This is a genomic window from Enterovibrio paralichthyis (assembly GCF_019209835.1).
Lineage (GTDB): Bacteria > Pseudomonadota > Gammaproteobacteria > Enterobacterales > Vibrionaceae > Enterovibrio > Enterovibrio paralichthyis.
The window spans coordinates 1-25,081 of sequence record NZ_JAHUTS010000039.1 but is presented as its reverse complement, the minus strand read 5'-3'; the positions used below and the strand labels follow the sequence as shown (position 1 = coordinate 25,081).

At 51.2% G+C, this 25,081-nt stretch carries 22 protein-coding genes; 15 read left to right on the top strand and 7 right to left on the bottom strand.

The annotated features are described in order from the left end of the window. Nucleotides 1-179 precede the first annotated feature (179 nt). Entirely contained in the window at nt 180-1,421 is a 1,242-nt protein-coding gene (srmB, locus tag KU854_RS23595) for an ATP-dependent RNA helicase SrmB (RefSeq protein ID WP_218360712.1), read from the bottom strand. 60 nt (nt 1,422-1,481) lie between these two features. Continuing rightward, complete coding sequence (locus tag KU854_RS23590; protein WP_336245278.1) at nt 1,482-2,186, bottom strand: tRNA1(Val) (adenine(37)-N6)-methyltransferase; 705 nt, start codon at nt 2,184-2,186, stop codon at nt 1,482-1,484. 313 nt (nt 2,187-2,499) lie between these two features. On the opposite strand from KU854_RS23590, the gene brnQ reads away from it, so the two are divergent. Continuing rightward, complete coding sequence (gene brnQ / locus KU854_RS23585) at nt 2,500-3,804, top strand: branched-chain amino acid transport system II carrier protein (protein ID WP_218360711.1); 1,305 nt, start codon at nt 2,500-2,502, stop codon at nt 3,802-3,804. Nucleotides 3,805-3,872: 68 nt separating this feature from the next. On the opposite strand, the gene fldB is transcribed toward brnQ, so the two are convergent. Next, nucleotides 3,873-4,391, bottom strand: a complete 519-nt coding sequence (fldB, locus tag KU854_RS23580) for a flavodoxin FldB (RefSeq protein WP_054779935.1) — start codon at nt 4,389-4,391, stop codon at nt 3,873-3,875. Between the two features lie 170 nt (nt 4,392-4,561). Here fldB and xerD point away from each other — a divergent pair, with 170 nt between their 5' ends. The 7 genes from xerD (at nt 4,562) to KU854_RS23545 (ending at nt 14,541) form a co-directional block, all read left to right on the top strand. Then, a complete protein-coding gene (gene xerD, locus KU854_RS23575) occupies nt 4,562-5,458 on the top strand; it encodes a site-specific tyrosine recombinase XerD (protein WP_218360710.1) in 897 nt (298 codons plus the stop codon). 122 nt (nt 5,459-5,580) lie between these two features. Next, nucleotides 5,581-6,315: a thioredoxin fold domain-containing protein gene (locus KU854_RS23570; protein WP_218360709.1), complete on the top strand. Its 735-nt coding sequence runs from the start codon at nt 5,581-5,583 to the stop codon at nt 6,313-6,315. Between the two features lie 153 nt (nt 6,316-6,468). After that, nucleotides 6,469-8,196: a single-stranded-DNA-specific exonuclease RecJ gene (gene recJ / locus KU854_RS23565; protein ID WP_218360708.1), complete on the top strand. Its 1,728-nt coding sequence runs from the start codon at nt 6,469-6,471 to the stop codon at nt 8,194-8,196. A gap of 339 nt (nt 8,197-8,535) precedes the next feature. Next, nucleotides 8,536-9,634 (top strand): peptide chain release factor 2 gene (gene prfB / locus KU854_RS23560; protein ID WP_218360707.1). Its coding sequence is split into 2 segments (ribosomal slippage): nt 8,536-8,610 and nt 8,612-9,634, totalling 1,098 coding nucleotides; the frame shifts between segments, so codons are not numbered across the junction. Nucleotides 9,635-9,660: 26 nt separating this feature from the next. Further along, the gene (gene lysS / locus KU854_RS23555; protein WP_054779937.1) at nt 9,661-11,175 is read left to right on the top strand and encodes a lysine--tRNA ligase; all 1,515 of its coding nucleotides are present in this window, start codon (nt 9,661-9,663) and stop codon (nt 11,173-11,175) included. A gap of 210 nt (nt 11,176-11,385) precedes the next feature. After that, nucleotides 11,386-12,792, top strand: coding sequence for an amidohydrolase (locus KU854_RS23550; RefSeq protein WP_218360706.1), 1,407 nt, complete (start codon nt 11,386-11,388; stop codon nt 12,790-12,792). A 414-nt stretch (nt 12,793-13,206) separates the two neighbouring features. After that, nucleotides 13,207-14,541, top strand: a complete 1,335-nt coding sequence (locus KU854_RS23545) for a sigma-54-dependent transcriptional regulator (RefSeq protein ID WP_218360705.1) — start codon at nt 13,207-13,209, stop codon at nt 14,539-14,541. A gap of 79 nt (nt 14,542-14,620) precedes the next feature. Here KU854_RS23545 and KU854_RS23540 read toward each other — a convergent pair whose 3' ends face one another. After that, a complete protein-coding gene (locus tag KU854_RS23540; RefSeq protein ID WP_218360704.1) occupies nt 14,621-15,052 on the bottom strand; it encodes a PACE efflux transporter in 432 nt (143 codons plus the stop codon). Between the two features lie 564 nt (nt 15,053-15,616). Between KU854_RS23540 and KU854_RS23535 the strand changes: the two genes are divergently transcribed. Then, the gene (locus KU854_RS23535) at nt 15,617-15,868 is read left to right on the top strand and encodes a hypothetical protein (protein ID WP_054779938.1); all 252 of its coding nucleotides are present in this window, start codon (nt 15,617-15,619) and stop codon (nt 15,866-15,868) included. A 43-nt stretch (nt 15,869-15,911) separates the two neighbouring features. Here KU854_RS23535 and KU854_RS23530 read toward each other — a convergent pair whose 3' ends face one another. Further along, entirely contained in the window at nt 15,912-16,388 is a 477-nt protein-coding gene (locus tag KU854_RS23530) for an outer membrane lipoprotein (RefSeq protein ID WP_218360703.1), read from the bottom strand. Between the two features lie 116 nt (nt 16,389-16,504). Continuing rightward, entirely contained in the window at nt 16,505-17,539 is a 1,035-nt protein-coding gene (locus KU854_RS23525) for an NADP(H)-dependent aldo-keto reductase (RefSeq protein WP_218360702.1), read from the bottom strand. Nucleotides 17,540-17,825: 286 nt separating this feature from the next. Between KU854_RS23525 and KU854_RS23520 the strand changes: the two genes are divergently transcribed. Further along, complete coding sequence (locus KU854_RS23520) at nt 17,826-18,125, top strand: DUF6482 family protein (RefSeq protein ID WP_218360701.1); 300 nt, start codon at nt 17,826-17,828, stop codon at nt 18,123-18,125. Between the two features lie 8 nt (nt 18,126-18,133). On the opposite strand, the gene mutH is transcribed toward KU854_RS23520, so the two are convergent. Continuing rightward, nucleotides 18,134-18,814, bottom strand: coding sequence for a DNA mismatch repair endonuclease MutH (mutH, locus tag KU854_RS23515; RefSeq protein WP_218360700.1), 681 nt, complete (start codon nt 18,812-18,814; stop codon nt 18,134-18,136). Nucleotides 18,815-19,446: 632 nt separating this feature from the next. Here mutH and rppH point away from each other — a divergent pair. From rppH to KU854_RS23490, 5 genes are all read left to right on the top strand, one after another. Continuing rightward, complete coding sequence (gene rppH, locus KU854_RS23510; RefSeq protein ID WP_218360699.1) at nt 19,447-19,971, top strand: RNA pyrophosphohydrolase; 525 nt, start codon at nt 19,447-19,449, stop codon at nt 19,969-19,971. A gap of 30 nt (nt 19,972-20,001) precedes the next feature. Next, on the top strand, nt 20,002-22,257 hold the full coding sequence (gene ptsP / locus KU854_RS23505) for a phosphoenolpyruvate--protein phosphotransferase (protein ID WP_218360698.1): 2,256 nt from the start codon (nt 20,002-20,004) through the stop codon (nt 22,255-22,257). 10 nt (nt 22,258-22,267) lie between these two features. Next, nucleotides 22,268-23,077 (top strand): sulfite exporter TauE/SafE family protein, encoded by an 810-nt coding sequence (locus KU854_RS23500; protein WP_218360697.1) that lies wholly within the window; start codon nt 22,268-22,270, stop codon nt 23,075-23,077. Nucleotides 23,078-23,090: 13 nt separating this feature from the next. Next, nucleotides 23,091-23,894, top strand: a complete 804-nt coding sequence (gene lgt / locus KU854_RS23495) for a prolipoprotein diacylglyceryl transferase (protein ID WP_218360696.1) — start codon at nt 23,091-23,093, stop codon at nt 23,892-23,894. An 86-nt stretch (nt 23,895-23,980) separates the two neighbouring features. Continuing rightward, entirely contained in the window at nt 23,981-24,820 is an 840-nt protein-coding gene (locus KU854_RS23490) for a thymidylate synthase (protein WP_218360695.1), read from the top strand. Nucleotides 24,821-25,081: the final 261 nt, after the last annotated feature.

Genomic DNA, 25,081 nt, shown 5'->3' with positions numbered 1-25,081 from the left:
GAGGCGATACATCATGTGTTGCCCATTAAGCGAGAAGATCGAATATACCCGAGAGCCGTGAAGCCTAAGGCAAAGAAATACCCCAATAAAAAGAAAGCCAGTCAGCTTAACTGACTGGCATTAGGCTTTTCACCTCCTTTTTTATAACTAACTAAATTGTAAATCCAGCAAATATTTGATTAAGCAGTTTTTTTAGCTGCTTTCTTCGCTACCTTCTTGGCTTTACCTTTGGCCTCTTTTTTCGAAACCTTTTTCTTTTTCTTCTTGAATTCAGGTTTCTTATGTTTCGGCTTCAAACCATCAATGTAACGTTCTTTCACGTCCTCTTTCATGTAACGACAGATACGATCCATCATTGGCTGGTCGTGCGCTTCCACCAGGGAGATCGCGTTACCTTTTTTACCTGCGCGGGCAGTACGGCCAATGCGGTGCAGGTAAACGTCAGCCTTACGTGGCAGGTCGAAGTTGATCACGTGGTCGATATCCGGCACGTCGATACCGCGGGCTGCAACGTCCGTCGCCAGCAGGACATTGATTTCGCCGGTGGTGAAACGTTCAATGGCGTAGGTACGCTTTGCCTGAGGCATCTCGCCCTGAAGCCACGCACATTTCACTTTTTCTTTCGTTAGGTATTCACGCAGCTCTGCGAGACGTTCACGGGTTTTCACGAAGATGATCGCGCGCTCTGCCTGCTCTGCCAGGATAGATTTAAGCAGGGCATTCTTGTGCGCCATGTCATCACAGCGGTAGTACCACTGGGTGATTTTCTTGCGCTCGCGGCGCGGTGGCTCAGCTTCCACTTCAACCGGGTCGGTCAGCAGGGCACTCTTGAAGCCTTCAATGCCTTTACCTTCCAGTGTGGCCGAGAACAGCATACTTTGTTTACGCCAGCGACACTCAGCCGACAGACGGTCAACAGCAGCGCCAAAGCCCATGTCCAGCATACGGTCGGCTTCATCCAGCACTAGGCTTTCAATCGCACGGCAGTCGAAACGTTCTGCTTCTACGTATTCCATCAAACGGCCAGGGGTTGCCACCACGATATCCTGAGTTTTACCCAGAATTTCTGCGTGCTCCTGATAAGAGATACCACCGGTAATGGTGATAATTTTCAGGTCAGTGTATTTCGCCAGCGCGCGGGCTTGATCTGCAACCTGAATAGCCAGTTCACGGGTTGGGGTCAAAATCAGGGCGCGTGCAGGACCCGGCTTCTGACGAGGGAAGTCGATAAGGTGTTGCAGCAATGGCAGTACAAAGGCTGCAGTTTTCCCTGTTCCCGTAGGCGCAGACGCCAGAATATCACGGCCATCCATACCATGAGGGATCACGCCAGCCTGGATCGCTGTTGGTCGCTCGAAGCCCATGTCATCCAGCGCTTGTAGCAGTTGAGGATCCAGTTCTAGTTCAGCAAAAGTTCGCACGCGTTGTTTCTCCACTCAAAGTTAGGGGGCGAATTATAGAGACTATTTCAAGTACAATCATCACATCTTGAGGTAAAAATCTCTCGTCAGTGCAATAAAGTCGTCGCTGTAGTTGTCACCCTGCCGGATAACCAGTGAGGTTTGTTGACAACTATCAGTCGGTTGCGTCGATAAGGTGATGAGTTTCCGGCTCACCGGTTTATCCGGTGTCGGTTTCACCAGCGTGCAGCGCAGACAGCCCAGTCCATGCTCTGCGCTGTTGGCAATCAGCCCATCAGCCTCTACAGAAGGTAAGATCAAATGTGCCTGCCCGCCCGGCAATAGTCCTGCCTTTATCACTTTTAATAAGTTGTCGTGAGAAAGCGTATCAGTATGGCGCGCTGTCGCACGTCGGGCATCACCGGCCTGCTCGCCGGAATTGAAGTAGGGCGGATTGCAAACGATGGTATCGAACCGCGGCATTTCTGACCACAGCGTAACATCCTGTTGTCGCACTTTTATCCTGTTAGCCCAAGCAGATTGTTCTGCGTTCATGCTCACGGTTTCTACCGCATGGACATCAATATCAACGGCCAGAATTTGCGCAGTCGGAAAGCGTTGCGCCATCATCAACGCCAGCAGGCCAGAACCGGTGCCAATGTCCAGTATCTGGTGCTGCTCTCCTGCGTCAGCCCAGGCGCCCAGCAGGACGCCGTCGGTACTGACCGGCATGCCGCAACCTTGATCGTCAATAGAAAACTGTTTGAATTTAAAACCTTTTCCCACATTTCCTCCGGGCGGTCATGGTGATAAGTGGTCAAAATTTAGATAATAATGTTGATCAAATGTTGCATTGCTTTGCTGCGAAAATCTTTAACATCTGTTGTTCATTCGTCAAAAAATAAAATTAAATTCTGGTTAATTAATTTAAAATAAATTTATCATCTATTTTTTATTGCCCTATTGTCTGCGTGGTGAAACTTCGTCATTATTCTGCCTAATCGGTGTTGCATAGTAAAAACAACCAAAAGACTAACCGATTGATTACAGATAAATACGCAAACACATTTCGCAAACACATAACGATAGGTAAGAAGAAGTGAGCAAGAGTTTAAAGGTTAGCGATATACTCGCGCTAGGGTTTATGACCTTTGCATTTTTCCTCGGGGCCGGGAACATCATTTTCCCTCCTCTGGCAGGCTTTTTGGCAGGTGAACACACCTTTTCTGCAATGCTTGGCTTTTTGACCACCGCTGTAGGCCTTCCTTTGATTGGTATTATTGCGGTTGCTGTTGCTGGCGGTGGCTGGAAAGGGCTGACCCGTGATCTGCCAAAATCAGTGGCGACCCTGATGGCGGTGCTGATTTTCATCATTATCGGCCCTGCTTTCGCAGCGCCTCGCGCCGGTCTGGTGGCGTATGAAATGGGCTTCAAGCCATTTTTAAGTGCACCAAGCCAATTCGAACTGACACTGTTTTCCGTTGTGTTCTTCGCCGTGGCGATGTTCTTTTCTCTGTCTCAGGGCAAGCTGATCGATATCATTGGTAAGCTTCTGACTCCGGCATTGTTCGCCGCGCTGGCGGTACTGGCGATTGCCGTGGTGGTCAACCCTCAGGGTGATATTGTGGCAGCGCAAGGTGCATATGTTGACCAGGCATTCACCACAGGTTTCCTGGAAGGCTACAACACCATGGATACCTTCGCGGCACTGATGTTCGGTATGCTGATCGTTGACGTTATCCGTAAAAAAGGCGTCGAAGATCAGGCGCAAACCTGTAAATACCTGATTTTCGCAGGCGTCATCGCGGCAGCTGGTCTGGCATTTGTTTATATCTCTCTGTTCTATCTGGGTGCGACAGCTAGCGGTGTTGCAGCAGGCGCGAACAATGGTGGTGCAATCCTATCAGCGTATGTACTGGCGCTGTTTGGCCCAGCAGGACAAATCATCCTGTCGACCATCATTGTACTGGCGTGTCTGACCACGGTTATCGGTCTGGTTTCTGCATGCTCTGATTACTTCAGCACCCTGACCAAAATCACTTACCGCCAATGGGTTGTGATCCTGTCTGTAGTGTGTGCAGTAGTGGCAAACGTCGGTCTGAACCAGCTGATTGCGGTTTCAATTCCAGTACTGTTTGCCCTGTACCCGGTAGCGATTGCCCTGATTGCGCTGACATTCCTGCGCCGCTTTATGCCTAACCCGGCACTGGCTTATCGCGCGGTGTTGAGTGTGTCTCTGGTGTTCGCCCTGTTTGATGCAGCAAAAGTAGCGGGTGTGGATGTGTCTGCACTGAAAGTTCTGCCGCTGTTCAACTATGGCATGGCATGGCTGCTGCCTACCGCATTGTCACTGGTTGTGGTGAGCTTTGTGGGGAAGCCAAAAGCTGAAGCGCAAAACGCGTAATCAGCACTGACGACAAAAAAACCACCGTCCTGCGGTGGTTTTTTTATGGCTGATAACTGGGATTGGAATCAGAGCATTTCCTGATATTCAATCAGAACCTTTTCGCACCAGGTGGCGATACGCTCGTCACTCAGGTCGTACTGGCTATCTTCATCCAGTGCCAGACCGACAAAGTGTTTGCCGTCTTCAGTCAGTGCCTTGGATGCTTCAAAGGTATAGCCTTCGTTTGGCCAGTAACCGACAAATTGCAATCCGGTTGGCAGTAACTGGTCATGCAGCATGCCCATGGCATCCAGATACCATTCTGCGTAACCTTCCTGATCGCCAAGGCCAAACAGCGCGGCCACTTTCCCTTCCAGTTGCAATCCATCCAGTTGTGACCAGACCGCTTCCCAGTCTTCCTGCAATTCGCCGAAATCCCAGGTGGAGATCCCGAGCAGCAGCAAATCGTAGTCATTCATCGCAGAAACCGGGGTTTCTTTGATGTTGTGCACGGTCACCAGATCGTCACCCAGAATGTCGCGGATTTTTTCTGCCGCCATTTCGGTGTAGCAGGTGGTTGAACCGTAAAACAAACCTATTTTCACGCGCTTTTCCTACTTGCATGTCTTGGGGCGATTCTACCTGTCACCGCCCGCTATCTCCACCCTGAGAGCCGGTTGCTGGAATTAAACGCAGTCAGCAGGATGAAATTTTGCATTCAGGCTGGGGTGAGGTAGTTTGAAAGCAGAGAATACCGATGTTAAGTGAGTGAATCGTGGAACAAAACGCCGCTTTGGTTGAACAGTTTCTGGATGCAATGTGGATGGAGCGTGGTCTGTCAGAGAATACGCTGGCTTCTTACCGCAATGATTTGGTGAAACTCTGTCAGTGGCTGGATAAAGATGGAGAAGCGCTGGTCAAGGTGTCTTCTTCCAAACTGCAGGACTACCAGCACTGGCTGTTCGATCAGGATTACAAGCAAAGCAGCCGCGCCCGCATGCTCTCCGCCATGCGCCGCCTGTTCCAATACCTGTACCGGGAGAAACAGCGTGAAGACGACCCGACAGCAACCCTGATCAGCCCTAAACTGCCCAAACGCCTGCCGAAAGATTTGTCAGAAGAGCAGGTGGATGCGCTGCTGGAAGCGCCGGATGTAGAAGACACTCTGGAGTTACGTGATAAAGCCATGCTGGAGCTGTTGTACGCCACCGGCTTGCGTGTGACCGAGCTTATCAGCCTGACCACAGAAAATGTCAGCCTGCGCCAAGGCGTGGTGCGGGTGATTGGTAAAGGCGGCAAAGAGCGTCTGGTGCCAATGGGCGAGTCGGCCATTGACTGGTTGGAAAAATACATGGCGCACAGCCGCCCGGTATTGTTAGGGGAGCAAACCTCGGATGTGTTTTTCCCCAGCCGCCGCGCACGTATGATGACGCGCCAGACCTTCTGGCACCGGATCAAATTCTACGCCGCACTGGCGGGCATTGATGGCGACATGCTTTCCCCGCACGTTTTGCGCCATGCCTTTGCGACCCACCTGCTGAACCACGGGGCGGACTTGCGGGTGGTTCAAATGCTGCTGGGTCACAGTGACCTGTCTACCACGCAAATTTATACACACGTGGCAACAGAGCGACTAAAACAGTTGCATCAACAGCATCATCCTCGGGCATAATGTGGCCGGCAGGGAGCTGGCACTTACTATTCTTTTTTGCACAAATTGGGGACTTTTTGCCAAATTCCCGGTCTGAGTGAGTGACAGTTTGCAAGTAAACCCATTTTCAGGATTACAACACTATGAATTTTAAGAAACTGATGGCGAATATGCTGGTTGCTTCAGCCGTGTTTTCTTTCGGCGCTTACGCTGCTGAAGGGGCTGACAAAGACGCCATCGTTGATGTGCTGGCTAAATACCGCCTGAACGTAGAAAGCATTGAAACCGCACCGGTTAACGGCCTGTATGAAGTCATCACTGACGGCGGCATTGTCTACACCAACAATGACGGCTCCTATTTCTTCTATGGCCAGTTGTTCCAGACCACGCCGACAGAATCCATCAACCTGACTGAAATTACTCAGGCAAAACGTAACAAAGGCCTGTTTGATGCGGCAAACGTTGAGAAAGAGCTGATTGTTTTCCCGGCCAAAGATGAAAAATACGTGGTGAATGTGTTCACTGACACCACCTGTGGTTACTGCGCCAAACTGCACAGCGAAATGGATCAGTACAACGATCTGGGTATCACGGTTCGTTACCTGGCTTTCCCACGTTCCGGTGAGCGATCGCCAAACCTGGAACAGATGAGCGCCATTTGGTGTGCAGATGATCGCGCCGATGCCATGAACAAAGCGAAATCACGCAAGTTCAATGAAGAAAGCGATGAGTGCCTGCCACTGGTTCGCCGCCACATGGCACTGGGCAGTGCAATGGGTGTTACCGGTACGCCGGCAATTATGCTGCAAGATGGCACCATGTTGTCTGGTTACCTGCCGGCTGAGCGTTTGTTGCAAGTGCTGCAGCAAAAAGGCTGATCACAGACTGACGCCCAAAAGCGCTGACCCAGGTCGGCGCTTTTTTGTTGGGTGGAAACCTGCAATCGCGCCCCGCTTAGGGTTACAATGCCCGTTCAATCCGCATTCGAAATACCGCCGGCGACAATGCCGTCGAGGACAGGTCTCATTCCCATGATTGAAATCAAACGCCGCCAGGCCGCCCAGAATACCGCTTTCCCAGCCTCCATCCCGCCGCTGCTGCAGCGCATCTATGCCAACCGTGGGATCACCTCAGAAGGTGAACTTGAGCGCAGTGCCAAAGGACTGCTCAACTACAGTGAACTTTATGGCATTGAGCGCGCGGTGGAATTGCTGTCGGCAGCCATGGCGGACGGGCGACGCATCATTGTGGTGGGGGATTTTGATGCCGATGGCGCAACCAGTTCGGCGCTCTCTGTAACGGCATTCCGAATGATGGGCTGTACCAACGTCGATTATCTGGTACCAAACCGCTTTGATGACGGTTATGGCCTGAGTCCGGAAGTGGTAGAGCAGGCGGCCGCGAAGGGCGCAGAGCTTATTATGACGGTGGACAACGGTGTTTCATCCATTGAAGGGGTGGCCGCCGCCAAAGCGCGTGGTATCCAGGTCGTGGTGACCGATCACCACCTGCCGGGCTCAGTGTTGCCGGATGCCGACGCCATGGTGAACCCGAACCTTAACGAATGTGGTTTTCCATCCAAGTCCCTGGCCGGTGTCGGCGTGGCGTTTTATCTGATGCTGGCACTGCGTGCCCATTTGCGCGAAACCGGCTGGTTTGCTGCCCATGGCATGCAAGAGCCAAACCTCGCAGAGCTTCTTGACCTGGTCGCGCTTGGCACCGTCGCTGATGTGGTGTCGCTGGATACCAACAACCGCATTCTGGTGCACCAGGGGTTGATGCGTATCCGCGCAGGCAAATGCCGCCCCGGCATTCAGGCGCTGATTGAAGTGGCCAACCGTAACATGGCAACGCTGGTGGCGAGCGATTTCGGTTTCGCTCTGGGGCCACGCATCAATGCAGCAGGTCGTCTGGATGATATGTCATTCGGCATTGAACTGCTTTTGAGCCAGCACTTACAGGCGGCGCGCCAGATGGCGTGTGAACTGGATGCCCTCAATCAGAGCCGCAAGGAAATCGAGCAGGGCATGAAAGAAGAAGCCATGGCGATTTGTGAGCGCCTGCAGTTTGGTGAAGGCTCCAGCCTGCCCTGCGGCCTGGCGCTGTTCCAGCGCGAATGGCACCAGGGTGTGATTGGTATTCTGGCGTCACGCATTAAAGACAAATTCCACCGCCCGGTGATCGCATTTGCTGATGGCGGCGATAGCATGATCAAAGGTTCCGCACGTTCAATTCAGGGGCTGCACATGCGCGATACCCTGGATATGATTGATACCCAGAATCCGGGACTGATTAAAAAATTCGGTGGTCACGCCATGGCGGCAGGACTGACGATCTCCGAAGCGGATTTTGACCGCTTTGCCAAGCTGTTTGATGACGCGGTGAGAAACATCGTTGGGGAAGATGAGCTTAAAGGCATTTTGCTTTCAGACGGCGAGTTGCTGCCCACCGAAATAACGCTGGATGTAGCTGAGACGCTGCGCGCCGGTGGCCCGTGGGGGCAGGGTTTCCCGGAACCTTTGTTTGATGGCACGTTTAAATTGCTGCACCAGAAACTGGTGGGTGGCAAACACCTTAAGATGATGGTTGAGCCGGTGATGGGCGGGCAAATGGTGGATGCCATTGCCTTCAACGTCGACCTACGCCGATGGCCGGATCCTTCCGTGCAACGGGTGGAACTGGCTTACCGTCTGGATGTGAACGAGTTCCGCGGTAACCGCACGGTTCAGTTGATGGTGGAGCATATGGCGGCGGTTTGAGAAAGAGCAGACCGGAGACACGAGAAAGAGCTGGCTAGAGAAAGAGCAGATTAGAGAATTGAAATAAGAGAAAGAGCAGGGAAGCGCTGGACAACGCATCGAACGGAGAAAGTTTGGTTGTCCAGCGCTAGAGGCATAACGACCATCCTGTAAATCTCAAATCTCAAATCTCAAATCTCAAATCTCAAATCTCAAATCTCAAATCTCAAATCTCAAATTCTGTTTCTCTCATTTTTCTCTGAAATTTTCTCCTTTGATCCCCATCACACTCTGTATATTCCTCCCGCAATTCTGTAGAATTCTGCGGTTAAAACTCATTCCGAACATAGAAAAGTGACCATGTTTGAAATCAATCCAATTAAAAACCGCCTAGCGGACATCGCCGAGCGCGCGACTGTCCTTAGGGGGTATCTTTGACTACGACGCCAAAAAAGAGCGTCTAGAAGAAGTTAATGCCGAACTGGAACAACCGGATGTGTGGAACGATCCTGAACGTGCGCAGGCACTGGGTCGTGAACGCGCATCGCTGGAAGCGGTAGTGGAAACTATCGACCAGCTGGATCAGGGCGGTATCTACATCACCGATCTGCTGGAACTGGCTGTTGAAGAAAACGACCAGGATACCTTTGACGAGATTGACCCTGAACTGAGCGATCTGGAAGAGAAGCTGGCTAAGCTGGAATTCCGTCGTATGTTCTCTGGCGATCACGATGCATCTGATTGCTACATCGACCTGCAGGCAGGTTCAGGCGGTACAGAAGCGCAGGACTGGACGTCCATGATGCTGCGTATGTACCTGCGTTGGGCAGATGCAAAAGGCTTCAAAACGGAAGTGATTGAAGTGTCAGAAGGTGATGTGGCTGGATTGAAATCAGCAACCGTGCGTATCTCTGGTGATTACGCTTACGGTTGGCTGCGCACTGAAACCGGCGTTCACCGTCTGGTGCGTAAGTCGCCGTTCGATTCAGGCGGCCGTCGTCACACCTCGTTTGCTTCTGCGTTCATTTATCCGGAAGTTGATGAAAATATCGCTATTGATATCAACCCGGCGGATCTGCGTATCGACGTATACCGCGCATCCGGTGCGGGCGGTCAGCACGTTAACACCACCGAATCTGCGGTACGTATTACCCACGTTCCGACCAATACAGTGGTGCAGTGCCAGAACGACCGTAGCCAGCACAAAAACAAAGATCAGGCGATGAAACAGCTTCGTGCAAAACTGTTCGAGCTGGAGCTGCAAAAGCAGAATGCTGAGAAACAGGCGAACGAAGAATCCAAGTCTGACATTGGCTGGGGTAGCCAAATCCGTTCTTATGTTCTGGATGACTCACGCATTAAAGATCTGCGTACCGGTGTCGAAACCCGTAATACCCAGGCGGTACTGGACGGCGATCTCGACAGATTTATTGAAGCCAGCCTGAAATCTGGTTTGTAATTTTTAAGATAATTTGAAGGTTCACTATGACTGACCAGTTACAAGACGAAAACAAGCTGATCGCGGAGCGTCGTGCAAAACTGAACCACATTCGTCAAAGCTGCAATGCAAACGGCCACCCGAATGATTTTCGCCGTGAGCATAAAGCGGCTGATCTTCAGGCTGAGTTTGGCGAAAAGAGCAAGGAAGAGCTGGAAGCACTGGATCACAAAGTGACCGTTGCTGGCCGTGTAATGGCGAAGCGTGGTCCTTTCATCGCGCTGCAAGACGTAAGCGGCCGCATTCAGGCGTACGCAGCGAAAGACGTTCAAAACGAGCTGAAAGAGAAGTACCACGGTCTGGATATCGGTGACATCATCGGTGTATCCGGTGCACTGCACAAGTCTGGCAAAGGCGACCTGTACGTGAACATGGAATCGTACCAACTGCTGACCAAAGCACTGCGTCCTCTGCCAGAGAAATTCCATGGTCTGACTGACCAAGAGCAGCGTTACCGCCAGCGTTACGTTGACCTGATCGTTAACGAAGATTCACGCAATGCGTTCAAAGTGCGCTCTAAGCTGATTTCAGCTATCCGCCGTTACATGGAGTCTAAAGACTTCATGGAAGTGGAAACGCCAATGATGCAAGTGATCCCGGGTGGTGCGTCTGCACGTCCGTTTATCACGCACCACAACGCACTGGATCAGGAAATGTTCCTGCGTATCGCGCCTGAGCTGTACCTGAAGCGTCTGGTTGTGGGTGGTTTCGAGCGTGTATTCGAAATCAACCGTAACTTCCGTAACGAAGGTCTGTCTCCACGCCACAACCCAGAATTCACCATGATTGAGTTCTACATGGCGTACGCGGATTACAACGACCTGATCGACCTGACCGAAGACATGCTGCGCACTGTTGCGCTGGAAGTCCTGGGTCAGACTTCTATGCCTTACGGCGATTTCACCGTGGAGTTCGGTGGCAAGTACGCGCGTATGACCATGCTGGAAGCGATCAAGCACTACAACCCTGACCACGCTGACATTCAGGCGCTGACGGTAGAAGACGTTCAGGATCGTGAGAAGCTGGTTGCTATCGCGAAGTCTCTGGATATCTACGTAGAGAAATTCTGGACCTGTGGTCAGTTGCTGGAAGAGATCTTCGGTGAAACCGCAGAGCCTAAACTGATCCAGCCGACCTTCATCACTGGCTACCCGGCAGACATTTCTCCGCTGGCACGCCGCAGCGATGACAACCCGTTCTTCACCGACCGCTTTGAATTCTTCATCGGTGGCCGTGAAGTGGCGAACGGCTTCTCTGAGCTGAACGATGCAGAAGATCAGGATGCACGCTTTAAAGCGCAGGTTGACGCGAAAGATGCCGGTGATGACGAAGCGATGTTCTACGATGCAGACTACATCACTGCACTGGAGCACGGTTTGCCACCAACAGCAGGTCAGGGTATCGGTATCGACCGTCTGGCGATGCTGTTTACCAACACGCACACCATCCGTGACGTGATCCTGTTCCCGGCAATGCGTCCACAAAACCAGAAGAAAGACTGATTTTGTCGGGTTTCTAAACCGAAACCGATACGCTTCTGAGACACAAAAACACCGGAATTTTCCGGTGTTTTTTTATGCCCGCCGACCGCATCGCAACCGTTTGCGCAATGTCACAGTTTTTGCGACGTAAAACACATTTTTGTTCCGATTTTCAGCCTGAGCGCGGATGATGCCCACGCAATTCCTTGCTGCCTTTAAGTGAATATTACCATGCTGAAAAAATCACTCCTTTCTGCCAGCGTTGCCCTGGCAACCTTGGCCTCGTCTGCAGCATTTGCCGCAGAGAATGTCGACCTGCTGATCAAAGACGCCACCGTATTGACCATGAACGAGGACAAGACCGTTTACGAAAACGGCGTTGTTGCAGTAAAGGGCAACAAGATTGTGGCTGTCGGCGATGAAGCGCTGGCTAAAGAGTATGAAGCGAAAACTGTTCTGGATGTGGATGGCGACATCGTGATGCCGGGTCTTATCAACTCACACACCCACGCATCAATGACAGTCTTCCGCTCGCTGGGTGACGATGTGCCGGATCGCCTACACCGCTACATCTTCCCTCTGGAGAAAAAGCTGGTAAGCCGTGACATGGTGCGTATCGGTGCCCAGCTGGCGAACGTGGAAATGTTGAAAGGCGGCGTTACGACATACGCAGACATGTACTACTTCGAAGATGAAGTGGCGAAAACCGTTGATACCATCGGCATGCGTGCTGTGTTGGGCGAAACCGTGATTAAATTCCCAGTGGCGGATGCGGCCAACGCAGAAGAGGGCATCCAATATGCGCTGAACTTTATTGAGGAATATAAAGATCACCCTCGTATTACCCCGGCTTTTGCACCGCACGCCCCTTACACCAACACCACAGAAGTGCTGCAGAAGATCACTAAACTTTCGCTGGAGCATGATGTTCCAGTGATGATCCACCTGGCAGAATCTGACCGTGAAAATGAAGTGATTGCAGAGCGCAGCGGCGGTAAGTCGCCTGTGGCTTACATGGCTGATATCGGCGCCCTGACACCAAACCTGGTTGGTGCACACGTGATTAACGTCAACGAGGACGATATCGCGCTGCTCAAGCAGCACGATGTGGGTATCGCGCACAACATGAGTGCTAACATCAAATCAGCGAAAGGCGTTTCCCCGGCACTGACCATGTTTGATGAGGGAATGCGCATTGGTCTGGGTACCGATGGCCCGATGTCCGGTAATACACTGAGCACTATTGATGAGTTCAACCAGGTAGCAAAAGTGCACAAGCTGGTGAATAAGGATCGCGCTGCGATGCCGCCAATCAAAGTGATTGAAATGGCCACCATGGGCGCAGCGCGTGCACTGCATATGGAAGACAAGATTGGCTCTCTGGAAGCCGGTAAGCTGGCGGATATCATCGTCATCGATACTAAAGCACCAAACATGGTACCTATGTACAACCCCTATTCCGCACTGGTGTATTCTGCGTACGCGACGAATGTGAAACATGCCATTGTTGATGGGCGCGTTCTGATGCAGGAGCGAGACATCCTGACTGTTGATGAGGATTCCGTTCGTGAGGAAGCGTTGCAGTTTGCAGACAAAGTTCGTCAAACTGTGATTGCCAGCGGCGAAGAAGTGCGTTGATATTTTTACCACACCTGCCTTAACCAAAAGACCGCGTCTCAATAGGGCGCGGTTTTTCTTTTATCTGCCTTCAGATGACCTCACGAAAGCGGGTCATAGTCTATGATCTAAGAAAAAATAAAGAGAGTTTTAAAATTCTCAATATTGAGATGAGTTTGAAATGTTAGCCACCAAGGTGGCTTTTTTAGGCAGTCCATAATCATCTATCCCGTTAATAATATTGATAATTATGTCAATTCTTCGGCATTTCTGTTGTAAGTCGGTTGAACAGCAAAAGTGTCTAAACTGGGAACTGTTTCGATTTGGGAGCCATGTTGTATCTACAATGAGACAGACCCGCCTGTCTTGCAAAATATAATGGTACTCACAACATTTTGAACACATGTCGTTAATGGATGACTAAAGGCAGGCACTATGGGTATGCAATTCAGATCTGAGGCAGTTCCAAGTTCACTGGTAGTAGTAGGTGGAACTTATGAACCATGGCTAGCAACATTGGAACAGGCGGGCTGGCGTTGCCACCGCTGTTATGACCTCAGGGCTGCACAATCTCTTCTACAGGATATCGGACCCTGTATCGGTATTGTAGACATCAGCCATGATGATTTCAGTCTCAATGGTGTGGCATCACTGGTTAACCGTAATAAGCAAGTGCGTTGGCTGGCACTGATTCGCGAAGACCAACTCAACAATGATGCGATTTGCCAGTTTATTGTCAGCTTCTGCATCGACTACTTTACCTCTCCTATTCCGGACAGCCAGCTGATGAGCACCATTGGCCACCAACTGGGTATGCTCAAGCTTGAGCGTCATGTCTGGCCGCAACTGGGCGACCACAGCGACATGGGTCTTTTGGGCAAAACGTCGGTAATGAAGAAATTGCGTGATCAGGTTCGCCGCGTCGCACCGACAGATGTCTCTGTGCTTATCCACGGTGAAAGCGGTACAGGTAAAGAGCTGGTGGGGATGGCTATCCACAATGCCTCTACCCGTGCGAAAGGGCCGTTTGTCTCTGTAAAATGCAGTGCACTGCCGGAAAAACTGATCCAAAGCGAACTGTTTGGTGACGGCACAACAGAAGGCAAAGTGCAGCAAGCACACCAGGGCACCCTGTTTTTGGACGAAATCGGTGACTTGCCACTGAACCTGCAGGCGAACCTTCTTCACCTGCTGCAAGATGGCACGGTTGAATCGCACGATGATAAATACTCAAAAGAGATTGATGTGCGCGTGATTGCGGCCACTCACATGGATCTGGAAAAAGCCGTCGCGGAAGGGCTGTTCCGTGAAGACCTCTTCTACCGTCTCAACGTACTGCGTATTTCTGTTCCTTCACTGAAAGAGCGTGCTGCAGATATCCCTGAATTGGCCGAGCACTTCCTGTTGAAGTTTGCCCGCCAGTACAACACGCAGGCGCGTACCTTTTCGGAAGAGGCGAACAAAATCCTCACCAACTACAGCTGGCCGGGCAACGTGCGTGAGCTTATCAACCAGGTAAAACGCGCAGTATTGCTGGCGGACAACCTGGTGATTGAGGCTGAGCATTTGGACTTGCCACGTCAGGGTGATTACAAACAGAGCCTGCGTAAAATCCGTGAAGAGTCAGAGCGTGATGCGCTGCTGGCGGTACTGGAAAGTAACAATGGCCAGGTTTCGGCTGCGGCGAAAGAGCTGGGTGTATCCCGCGCGACCATGTACCGCCTGCTGAACAAACACAGCCTTATCCCGGCGCCGCGCAGCTTTCGCTGATTAACCTTCCGGGAATGTTCTTGCTATAAAAAACCGCCTTACGGCGGTTTTTTATTTTATGTACTTTTTATTTTATATCTCAGTGCTGTACAGCGGTTTTACCGTGCTCGATGGGAAACAGCTTATCGTACACAATGTTGTAGATATAGGCGTAGACCAGATAGAAAAGCACCAAGCCGATATCCATGATGAGTGCATCCCACAGGCTGATGTTCAGCCACCAGGCCAGTGCAGGCAGGGTTACCCACAGCAGACCCAATTCGAACAACACAGCATGCACAATCCGGTGTTTCTGTTTTTTCTCACTCGTGCCGGTCCATTTCACCATGGCCTTATCAAACCATATGTTGTAGACGTAGTTCCATCCGGTTGCTAACACAGAAAATGCCACACCCAAAACACCGGTGTGGGCCGCATTAAAGCCAAACTGGGACAAGATACTCACGATGAGAAGAAGTCCAATTACCTCGAAGGCAATAGCATGTCGAATCCTGTCAGAAATAGTTCTCATAGATCGTTCCTCCAAAAGATGCTGACATGATATACAAATAAAAGATTGGTTTAAGTTATTAACCATCCGCATTTCGGATGGATTAAAGGTTTAAGATCTTTTGGCTATAAACGCATGATTTTATGTGTAAATTAATCTTTTCTAATAAGACGTATGGATGGCCAGCGATAAGCGGCTTGTACTCTTAACTGGACAAAATAAGACAAGATAGATGATTAAACATTGTTCAATCTGCCAGGTGGAGACTATGTGTCTGAATTCACCAAGCCAACAAATAGTGCGTTGAAATATTGATCCATATCATTAGTATTAACAGTGAATTTACAAATGCGGTGTTTACACCAAGGTTTATCAGATTTAGGAGGCAACGATGACAAATCAACTGTTTAAGTCCGTTACCACGTTCTCCTGTGATCTGTGCGCAACTATGCGAAAACCTGTACAGTAACTCCGCATCCCTAAGCAATGGGCCGCGGATTGATTGCGGCCCGATTGGTATACCCCCTCTCGTTACACGTCCGCATTCTGTCCAACGCCTCCTTAATCACTCATAAGGAGTCTGTCATGACACAATCAATGTACCTTCGTTTAGCTGTTTTTTTCGTCCGTATGGATATCAAGCGTGAAGAAGCACAATGGCGCAAAGCCCACCGCAGATTGCGATACGTCGGCGAGCCATTGTCTGAACATCTGCTGAGGGATATTGGCTTTGAAAAAGATGGATTGTCGATAGGTCACACTGTGGCACCTCAATACAAGGCACAACGCGAAATCGCTCGTATGCGTCGGAAATTGAGGTTGAACCCCACAACGTAAACTGAAGGAGCCTCCTTTCGGGGTGGCTCCTTTTTATTCCCGTTTAGGCGAGGACGACGCGCGCGGTATTGCCGTCCACATTAACCTGAACCCGTTCGCCAACCCGGAAAAGCATGTCAGGATTCGCTTCCTGGACAATCGAAATGACCCTGCCATCCTCAAGACGTATGGTCAGGTTTACCCCGTTGCGTTTGCCCAGTTCACCCGCCGCTTCACTGCCGGCGTAACCACCCAGTAAGCCACCACCGATGGCCGCGATATCTGAACCGCTGCCACCACCGATTTTTGAACCTAAAATCCCGCCAATTGCTGCGCCGGCAATGGTTCCGATGACATTGCTGCTGTCGTTGGCATCTATGGTCACCGGCTCTGCTTTGATCACTGTGCCGTAATAGACTTCCTGAATGGTACGAGTATCGGCGGCGCCATAGGCATCCCCGTATGGGTTAGGGGAAGAGCACCCAACAAGACCTAGCGCCAAAATGATCATGCCGGATACAGTGAGGTGCGTGTGTTTCATGTCTGTCTTCCTTCGCCATAACAGTCAGGTGAAGTCTATCTTGGCGCTGGGCGGTGCAGTGTCCCAAGAATAGTAAAGGCGCCAACTGGCGCCTTTGGAATAACAGCCGTGTTTCGTTAGGGGCAGGGGTTGGAGTACTGAACCCCTATCTCTTCAATGCGCTCAATCACCGGCTCTGGCAAGGTGAGGTCTACCGATTCTATGTTGGCTCTAAGCTGCTCAAGGCTCGTCGCACCTATGATGTTACTGGCGACAAAGGGGCGGCTGTTAACATAAGCCAATGCCATTTGCGCCGGATCCAGCCCAGACTCTTGCGCCAGATTGACATAAGCGAGCGTTGCAGCCTGGCCTTGTTCAGTAAAATAGCGAACGAAACGCTCCCAGCGTGTACAACGCGCTCCTTCAGGCTTGGCGCCATTGAGGTACTTGCCAGACAGGACGCCAAATGCCAGCGGGGAATAGGCCAGTAACTCAACGCCTTCCTGATGGCTGATTTCCGACAGTCCCACTTCAAAGCTGCGGTTAAGCAGGTTGTAGGGGTTTTGAATGGTCACGATGCGTGGCAGGCTGTGCTTCTCTGCCAGACGCAGATAACTCATCACCCCCCAAGGCGTTTCGTTGGACACGCCGATATGTCGGATTTTCCCTTCGCGAACCAGTTCAGCCAACGCATCAAGTGTATCCAGCAACGTCACCCCGGAGTTTTCATCCTGGTGGTGGTAGTTAAGTTTGCCAAAGCTGTTGACGTGGCGCTGCGGCCAGTGCACCTGATAGAGGTCTATGTAGTCGGTCTGCAGGCGTGAAAGGCTGTCATCCACGGCCTGTCGGATATTGCGGCGGTCGAGCGCCATGTTATCGCGAATGTAGGGAATATTGCGGGGACCGGCGACTTTGGTGGCGAGAACAATTTTATCCCGTTTCCCACTCTTGTTTAACCAGCTGCCAATGTACTTTTCGGTCAGTCCCTGGGTCTCTTTGGTTGGCGGTACGGCATACATTTCCGCAGTATCAATAAAATTGACGCCCATATCCAACGCCAGATCCAGCTGTTGATGTGCTTCTGCCTCGCTGTTTTGCTGGCCGAACGTCATGGTACCGAGGCAAATCTTGCTGACTTCGAGATTCGTATGAGGAAGGGTGTGATATAGCATCCGCTCTCCTTGGATTGATCACCCTGCAACAAGGACAGCTGCAGGTGTAACGGCAGTGTTTATCCCCCATCTTAGGAGATTTTATGTTCGGTACAAGGGTAAATCGGCCGGGAGACAGGATCCGCGACCGGGGGCTGTCGAGAAGTAACGCAAATATAGGCGATGTTGCATCAGCTATTGGGTCAGATAGCGATCTTCCACACAAAAATGGCAGGGCGTTTAGTGAGCAGGAAGCACAGCGTTATCTATACTGATTTAACAAATAATTAACAGGAGTGGCAGCGCGATGAAAGTAAAGCAATTAAAAAACTGGATCCAGTCTCACCCTGATAATATCCCGGTCTGTTATGTGATGGCACATGCCGGGGGAGCGCAATATGTGGTGGAAGTGGAAGTACGCCACCAGCTTGAACCGCTGAAAGACGACAAATCTGATGAAGTGCTGCACTTTGACAATGTGGAGCAGGTCAGCGACACACTGCGTAAAGTCGGAGTGAAAAAAGCCATTTTGCGCCTGTTGGATCCCTACGATGAGTTCGGCCCTGCAGACAGCAGTTGTAAAGAAGACATGGAAATCACTCTTTAAGCGTGACTTCAGGCATCGCCGGGCAACATAAAATGACGGGCGAGGATTTTACCGGTGAACTGAGTTCGAAGGTAAAAACCCCTTGGCAGTGTTTTAATCGGTTGTCCTTTTGCCCCGTAAGCTTCAGTTTTGGCTTTGCTGTTGGCAGCTTTGGGGCGAAGCTGAAGATACTCTCCGTGTTTTGCGTTTATCTCATGCACTTTTCCCAGCACGATAAATTCCATTAGCTCCTCCCAGTCGGCTTTCAGTTGCGCTTCCTCTTCTTCCGAAGGTTGCCATAGCAGGGGCATTCCGACATGCCGCTCACAAACCGGGATCTCCCGCTCGCCTTCGACCGGGATCCACAGCACCGTGGATAACTTGTTGCGGATATGGCTCTCTTCCCAGGTGAGCCCCTGTACCCCGGTTAAGGGGGCGACGCAGACAAAGGTGGTTTCGAGGGGCTTGCCAGTGTGGCTGATTGGGATCGATTTAAGCTCAATTCCCAGATCTTGAAAATCCTGTTCGGGCTTGCTGCCAGCCTCGGCGCCAAGGCAAGTTTCCAGAAGCATACCCACCCAGCCTTTTTCCCGGCGCAGATCGGCCGGGCATTCTAATCCGTGTTGCTCAGCCAGTTCGCCCAACGTAAACCCGGCAAGTGCATAGGCGCGTTCCAATAGTTCTTGTTGTGTCTTGGGAGCAGGGATCATGGCGGTATCGTCAATTCAATTGGGGTTGGTGATAGAAACCTGCCTGAGGTAAGGCCAGACAGGGATGTTGCTGCAGTTCATTCCGCTATCCGGATCATTGTACGCAAACCTAAGTTATCCACAAGGGGAGAGTGCGTGCTGCCATCTTTTTAGTACATGTGTGTATATACAGTGGTTTTTAACCGAAAATTTCTCTCATCTTCCTGGTGTTTGGCGATGTTTTCGTCAAGTGGTGTGGGTAAGTTGCTGCTTGGTGGATCTTTGACCACTTTAAGATCGTCTATAAATTGATCGTCAGCTTTTGACAATGAAATACGAGGGTATGTGTTTATTTGTATGATATATAATGGTTTTTATTCTGTCTTTGTTCGGTTTGGTAAGTGAGTGCTCATGGAGTGAAAACCTACCAAGCCTGTTTGACGCCTGTTCTGCACAAATCTATCCACAGAAAGCGTGAATAAATGTGCGCCTTGTCTCATCAGTCTGTTTATAACTTGGCTATTTGGCCGGTTTTATCCCTAAAGGCGGCTGAAGCCCCCAAAAAACGCGTTTCATACACAATGTTTGTTTACCACTGTGCACATAGTGTGAAAAAATCACTGGTAATAAAGATTTATATTTGAGGTCGTCCAGTGATAGATGGCGATGGCTACCGTCCCAACGTTGGGATTGTAATTTGTAACAGCCACGGTCAGGTTCTCTGGGCTCGTCGATACGGACAACACTCCTGGCAATTCCCTCAAGGCGGAATTGATGACGGTGAAACCCCTGAACAGGCAATGTTCCGGGAACTCTACGAAGAGGTCGGACTGACAAAAAAAGATGTCAGGATATTGGCAACCAGTCGACACTGGTTACGCTATAAGTTACCGAAACGTCTGGTTCGCTGGGAGTCCAAACCTGTGTGTATCGGGCAAAAACAAAAGTGGTTTTTGCTGAAACTGGAATGTGACGAGTCTAAAGTAAACATGCAACGTGGCAGTACACCGGAGTTTGATGGCTGGCGCTGGGTAAGCTACTGGTACCCTGTCAGGCAGGTGGTGTCGTTCAAACGTGAAGTTTACCGCCGTGCTATGAAAGAATTCGCACCTTTGGCGATGCCTTTCAAAGAGCGTAAGCTCAAGCGCAAAAGTAAACGGGGTTCGGTAAAAAACTAGGATCGGCAAAAGACAGGAAAGAGGGCGCGAATGCTGACGAAACTGCGGGATATCGTTAACAATGTCGCGTCATCCAGTGACATTAAACAGGCGCTCAATATACTGGTGCGTGAAACCTGTCTGGCGATGGAAACAGAATGCTGTTCTGTCTACATCGCGGATCATGACCGCCAGAAGTTTGATTTAATGGCAACACAAGGGCTCAATCCCCGCGCCCGGCGTGTGTCACTCTCTTTCGATGAAGGCCTGGTGGGTCTGGTTGGCCGCCGGGAAGAGCCGATAAACCTGGCGCACGCCAGTGGGCATACTGACTTCAAACATTTCCCGGATATCGGGGAAGATATTTTCAATGCCTTTCTTGGCACCCCTATCATCTACCGTCGTCAGGTATTGGGCGTACTGGTTGTGCAGCAGCGCGACTCCCGCCAGTTCGATGAAACCGAAGAATCCTTTCTTGTTACCCTGGCCGCCCAGTTGGCGGTGGTGTTTGCCCATGCCAAAGCTCAGGGGTTTTGGCCTAACACCAAAGGAACCTTATTACTGGAAGGTGCTGCGGCGTCCCCTGGGGTAGCCATTGCTAAAGCCTGGTGTGATGTCTCCCAACCCAGACTGGATCTGGTTTTTCCCGCCTCTTGTCTTGATATCCAAAAAGAACGTGACCGTCTTGACGGTGCGCTGAGCGCTGCGATTGCGGAATTCCGCCGTCTTAGAAAGCGTTTTGACAGCGAATTGAATCAGGACACGCTGGCGATCTTTGATCTTTTTATCCACCTGCTTAACGATCCCATGTTGCGTAAAGCGATGAATGAACGCATCCAACAAGGGGATATGGCGGAATGGGCCGTTAAGCAAACCATTGATGCTTTTGCCGAGCGCTTTCACAACATGTCAGACGCTTACCTCAGGGAGCGTGCCAATGACGTGAAAGAGCTTGGCCAGCGTTTGCTCTATTTCCTGGAAAACCAGGACATCAAGCAGTGGCATTTTGACGAGCCGATTGTGCTCTTTGCCCGTGAGTTAACGGCAGCAATGCTGGCGGCAATTCCCCGTGACCGTTTGGCCGGTGTGGTCGCAGAGGAAGGGGCGGTGAATGCCCATGCTGCGATCCTTGCCCGTGCACTGGGGATACCCGCCGTCATGGGTGTTGAGTTCAGCCCGCAACTGGTGCACCGAAAGCTGGTGGTGCTGGATGGATTTAAAGGACGCCTGCTGGTGGAGCCAGCTGAACATGTCCTGAAAGAATACCAACGTCTTCATGATGAGGAACTTGAGCTTCAACACGAAGTGGAAAGCACGTTCACCAAGCAGACAAAAACAGCAGATGGTGAGCGTGTTCATATTCACCTGAACGCTGGGTTGAGTGCGGACACCAGCATTGCCATCAACCGTGGTGTGGATGGGGTGGGGCTATACCGCACCGAAGTGCCGTTTTTGATGCAGCGAAGCTTCCCTTCAGAAGATGATCAGGTCAAACAATACCGTTCAATCCTGGATTGTTACCCGAATCAGCCCGTAGTGATGCGTACCCTGGATATTGGTGGTGACAAGCCGCTGCCTTACCTGAAAATTGAAGAGGACAACCCTTTCCTGGGGTGGCGTGGTATCCGCTTTACCCTGGATCACCCGGACATTTTCCTCATTCAGGTTCGAGCCATGCTGCGTGCCAGTATCGGTCGTGACAATCTGGCGATTTTGCTGCCCATGATTTCCGGGTTGTCTGAGTTGCTGGAAGCAAAAGCCTTGATTGAACGCGCCTTTAATGAGGTGTCTGAGATTGCCAAGCAAGAACAGGAAACACTCAAAAAGCCCAAACTGGGCATTATGGTGGAAGTTCCCTCTTTGCTTTACCAGCTGGATGCAGTGGCGGAACACATAGATTTCCTTTCGGTCGGTACCAATGACTTAACCCAGTATTTGCTTGCGGTGGACAGAAACAACGCCCGTGTGGCGGACGTCTATGATACATTCCACCCCTCTGTGCTGGCGGTGTTGCGTCAAATTCTTGAAAATAGCCAGCGGTTAAAATTGCCCGTCAGTGTGTGTGGTGAATTTGCCGGTGATCCGATTGGCGCGGTGTTGCTGGTAGGGATGGGGTATCGCCAATTGAGTATGAATACCCGCAGTGTGGCCAAAATCAAATATGTGCTGCGCCATATCCCCTCAGACGCCCTTCAGCACCACGCGAAGGCGTTGCAGAAGCTGACACTGGCACGGGACATCAGAAATGCCTCTGAGGCATTTTTAGAAGCGTATAATCTCGGTGGCCTGATCCGCGTCGGGAAATAGGAAGTAGTTCATGCACGATCCCACATTGTGGCTGTTTGGTATTTGCCTAGTTTTGGGGGCGACCGTCGGTCTGCTTGCCGGGCTTTTGGGGATTGGTGGTGGTTTGCTGGTTGTTCCAGCGCTTTCTGTTCTGCTGCCTCAGGCTGGTATCTCCAATGAGTTGGTTATGCCGATGGCATTGGCTACGTCGTTGGCCAGCATTGTGGCAACCTCTATCTCGTCTGCTTATACCCACTACCGGCTTGGAAATGCCCAGCCTTCGGTTATCAAGACGCTGTTGCCGGGCATTTTATTGGGTGGCTTTCTGGGCAGTGCGCTCGCTGATCACCTTCCCAAGGCATACTTGCCGAAAATTTTTGGTGTCATCGTGTTACTGTTGGCGCTGCAGATGATCATGTCTCTGCGCGTAACGAAAGCGGCAAAACCCTTTCCATCTCCCTTGCAGGCTGCCGCCAGTGGCACTGTGATGGGGGTTGTCGCTAGTCTGGCTGGGATTGGCGGTGGTTCGCTGACCGTGCCTTACCTGAATTACTACGGCATAGAGATGCGAAAAGCCATTGGTACAGCCTCCTTGTGTGGTGTATTTCTTGCGCTGTCCGGTATGACGGGTTTTATTCTCTTCGGCCTTAAGCAGGCTGAAGCATTACCGCCTTATAGTGTGGGTTATGTGTATTTGCCGGCACTTTTAGGTATCGTTACTACCTCGGTGATAACGACCCGGTTCGGGGCCCGGCTGGCAACCCGTTTACCGACCCCTATCATCAAACGTGTGTTTGCAATATTTCTGCTCCTGATTGGTGGGAGCATGTTTCTAAGCTAAGGAAGACGACTTCATGTCCCTGACATTTCCTCAAATCGACCCTGTTTTGATTGAAATCGGTCCGCTGGCGGTGCGCTGGTATGGACTGATGTATCTGGCTGGCTTTGCGTTCGCGCTTTGGCTGGCAAACCGCCGCGCGGATAAACCCGGCAGTGGCTGGACAAGGGATGAGGTGAGCGATCTGCTGTTTGCCGGTTTCCTGGGCGTGGTATTGGGCGGACGAATCGGGTATGTGCTGTTTTACCAGTTTGATGCGTTCCTGGCTGACCCGCTGTTCCTGTTCAAAGTCTGGACGGGGGGCATGTCTTTCCACGGAGGTCTGCTGGGTGTGATTGCGGCGATGTTCTGGTTCGCCCGTAAAACCAAGCGTACTTTCTTTACCGTGTCTGATTTTATTGCGCCTTTAGTGCCATTTGGCCTGGGGGCAGGCCGTATGGGTAACTTTATCAATGGCGAGCTTTGGGGACGTGTGACCGATGTGCCTTGGGCCATGGTGTTCCCAACCGGCGGCCCGTTTGCGCGTCACCCTTCGCAGCTGTACGAATTTGCTCTGGAAGGTGTGGTGTTGTTCCTGATCCTCAATTGGTTTATCAGAAAGCCGCGTCCGGCAGGTGCTGTGTCAGGACTGTTCCTGATTGGCTATGGCGCTTTCCGCTTTATTGTGGAGTTTTTCCGCGAACCGGATGCGCACCTTGGCCTGTTTGGGGATTGGATCAGCATGGGACAAATTCTGTCTACGCCGATGATCATCCTCGGTGCATTGATGATGGTGTGGGCGTACCGCCGACAACAAAGCGCCACGCGCTCTGCCCAATAATTTTTCAGCCGCAGTTTCTCTGCGGCTTTCTTTATTTTTGTAATTGCCACCCCAAGGGTGTGGAAGCGTTAATGTAAGGAAGAATGATGAAGCAGTATCTTGATTTGATGCAGGATATCCTAGAAAACGGCACTGATCGTGGAGATCGTACCGGTGTTGGTACCCGATCTGTTTTTGGTCGCCAGATGCGTTTTGACCTCAGCGATGGCTTTCCAATGCTGACCACCAAAAAGCTGTATACCCGCGCCATCATTCATGAGTTGCTGTGGTTTTTGAATGGCGATACCAACGTTAAATACCTGCAAGACAACAATGTGACCATCTGGGACGAATGGGCGACGGAAACGGGTGATTTGGGCCCGGTCTACGGCGCGCAATGGCGCTCCTGGGCATGCCCGGACGGTTCAACCGTTGACCAGATTGCAGAACTGATCGAACAAATCAAAACCAAGCCGCATTCACGCCGCCATATCATCACGGCCTGGAACCCGGCAGACCTGCCTGATGAAAGCATCAGCCCGCAGGCAAACGTTGAGAAAGGTAAGATGGCATTGGCACCTTGCCACTGTCTGTTCCAGTTCTATGTCGCTGATGGCAAGCTGTCGTGTCAGCTTTACCAGCGCAGTGCAGACTACTTCCTTGGTGTGCCGTTTAATATTGCCAGCTACGCGCTGTTTACCCACATGATTGCGCAGCAGTGTGATTTGGAAGTGGGTGAGTTTGTGCATACTTTCGGTGACGTGCACCTTTACCACAATCACCTGACCGATGACATTGTGTATGAACAGCTTAAGCGCGTGCCGGGCAAGAAGCCGACGCTGACTATCAAACGCAAACCTGATTCTATCTTCGATTACAAACTGGAAGATTTCGAGATTGAAGGGTATGAGGCGCAGCCAAGTATTAAAGCGCCGATAGCGATTTAAGGGTTAAAGGGGCTAGGGAAAGAAGGGCCTAGGTCCTGGGGAAAGCGAAGAGCGGTCTTAAAAAGAGCAGGTCCTGGATCCTAGGAAAATAAGGTCCTAGGAAAAGCAAAGAGCTTGACTCTATTGTGGCACCGTCCAAAATCTTGCAGTACCCAGTACCCAGTACCCAGTACCCAGTACCCAGTACCCAGTACCCAGTACCCAGTACCCAGTACCCAGTACCCAGTACCCAGTACCCAGTACCCAGTACCCAGTACCCAG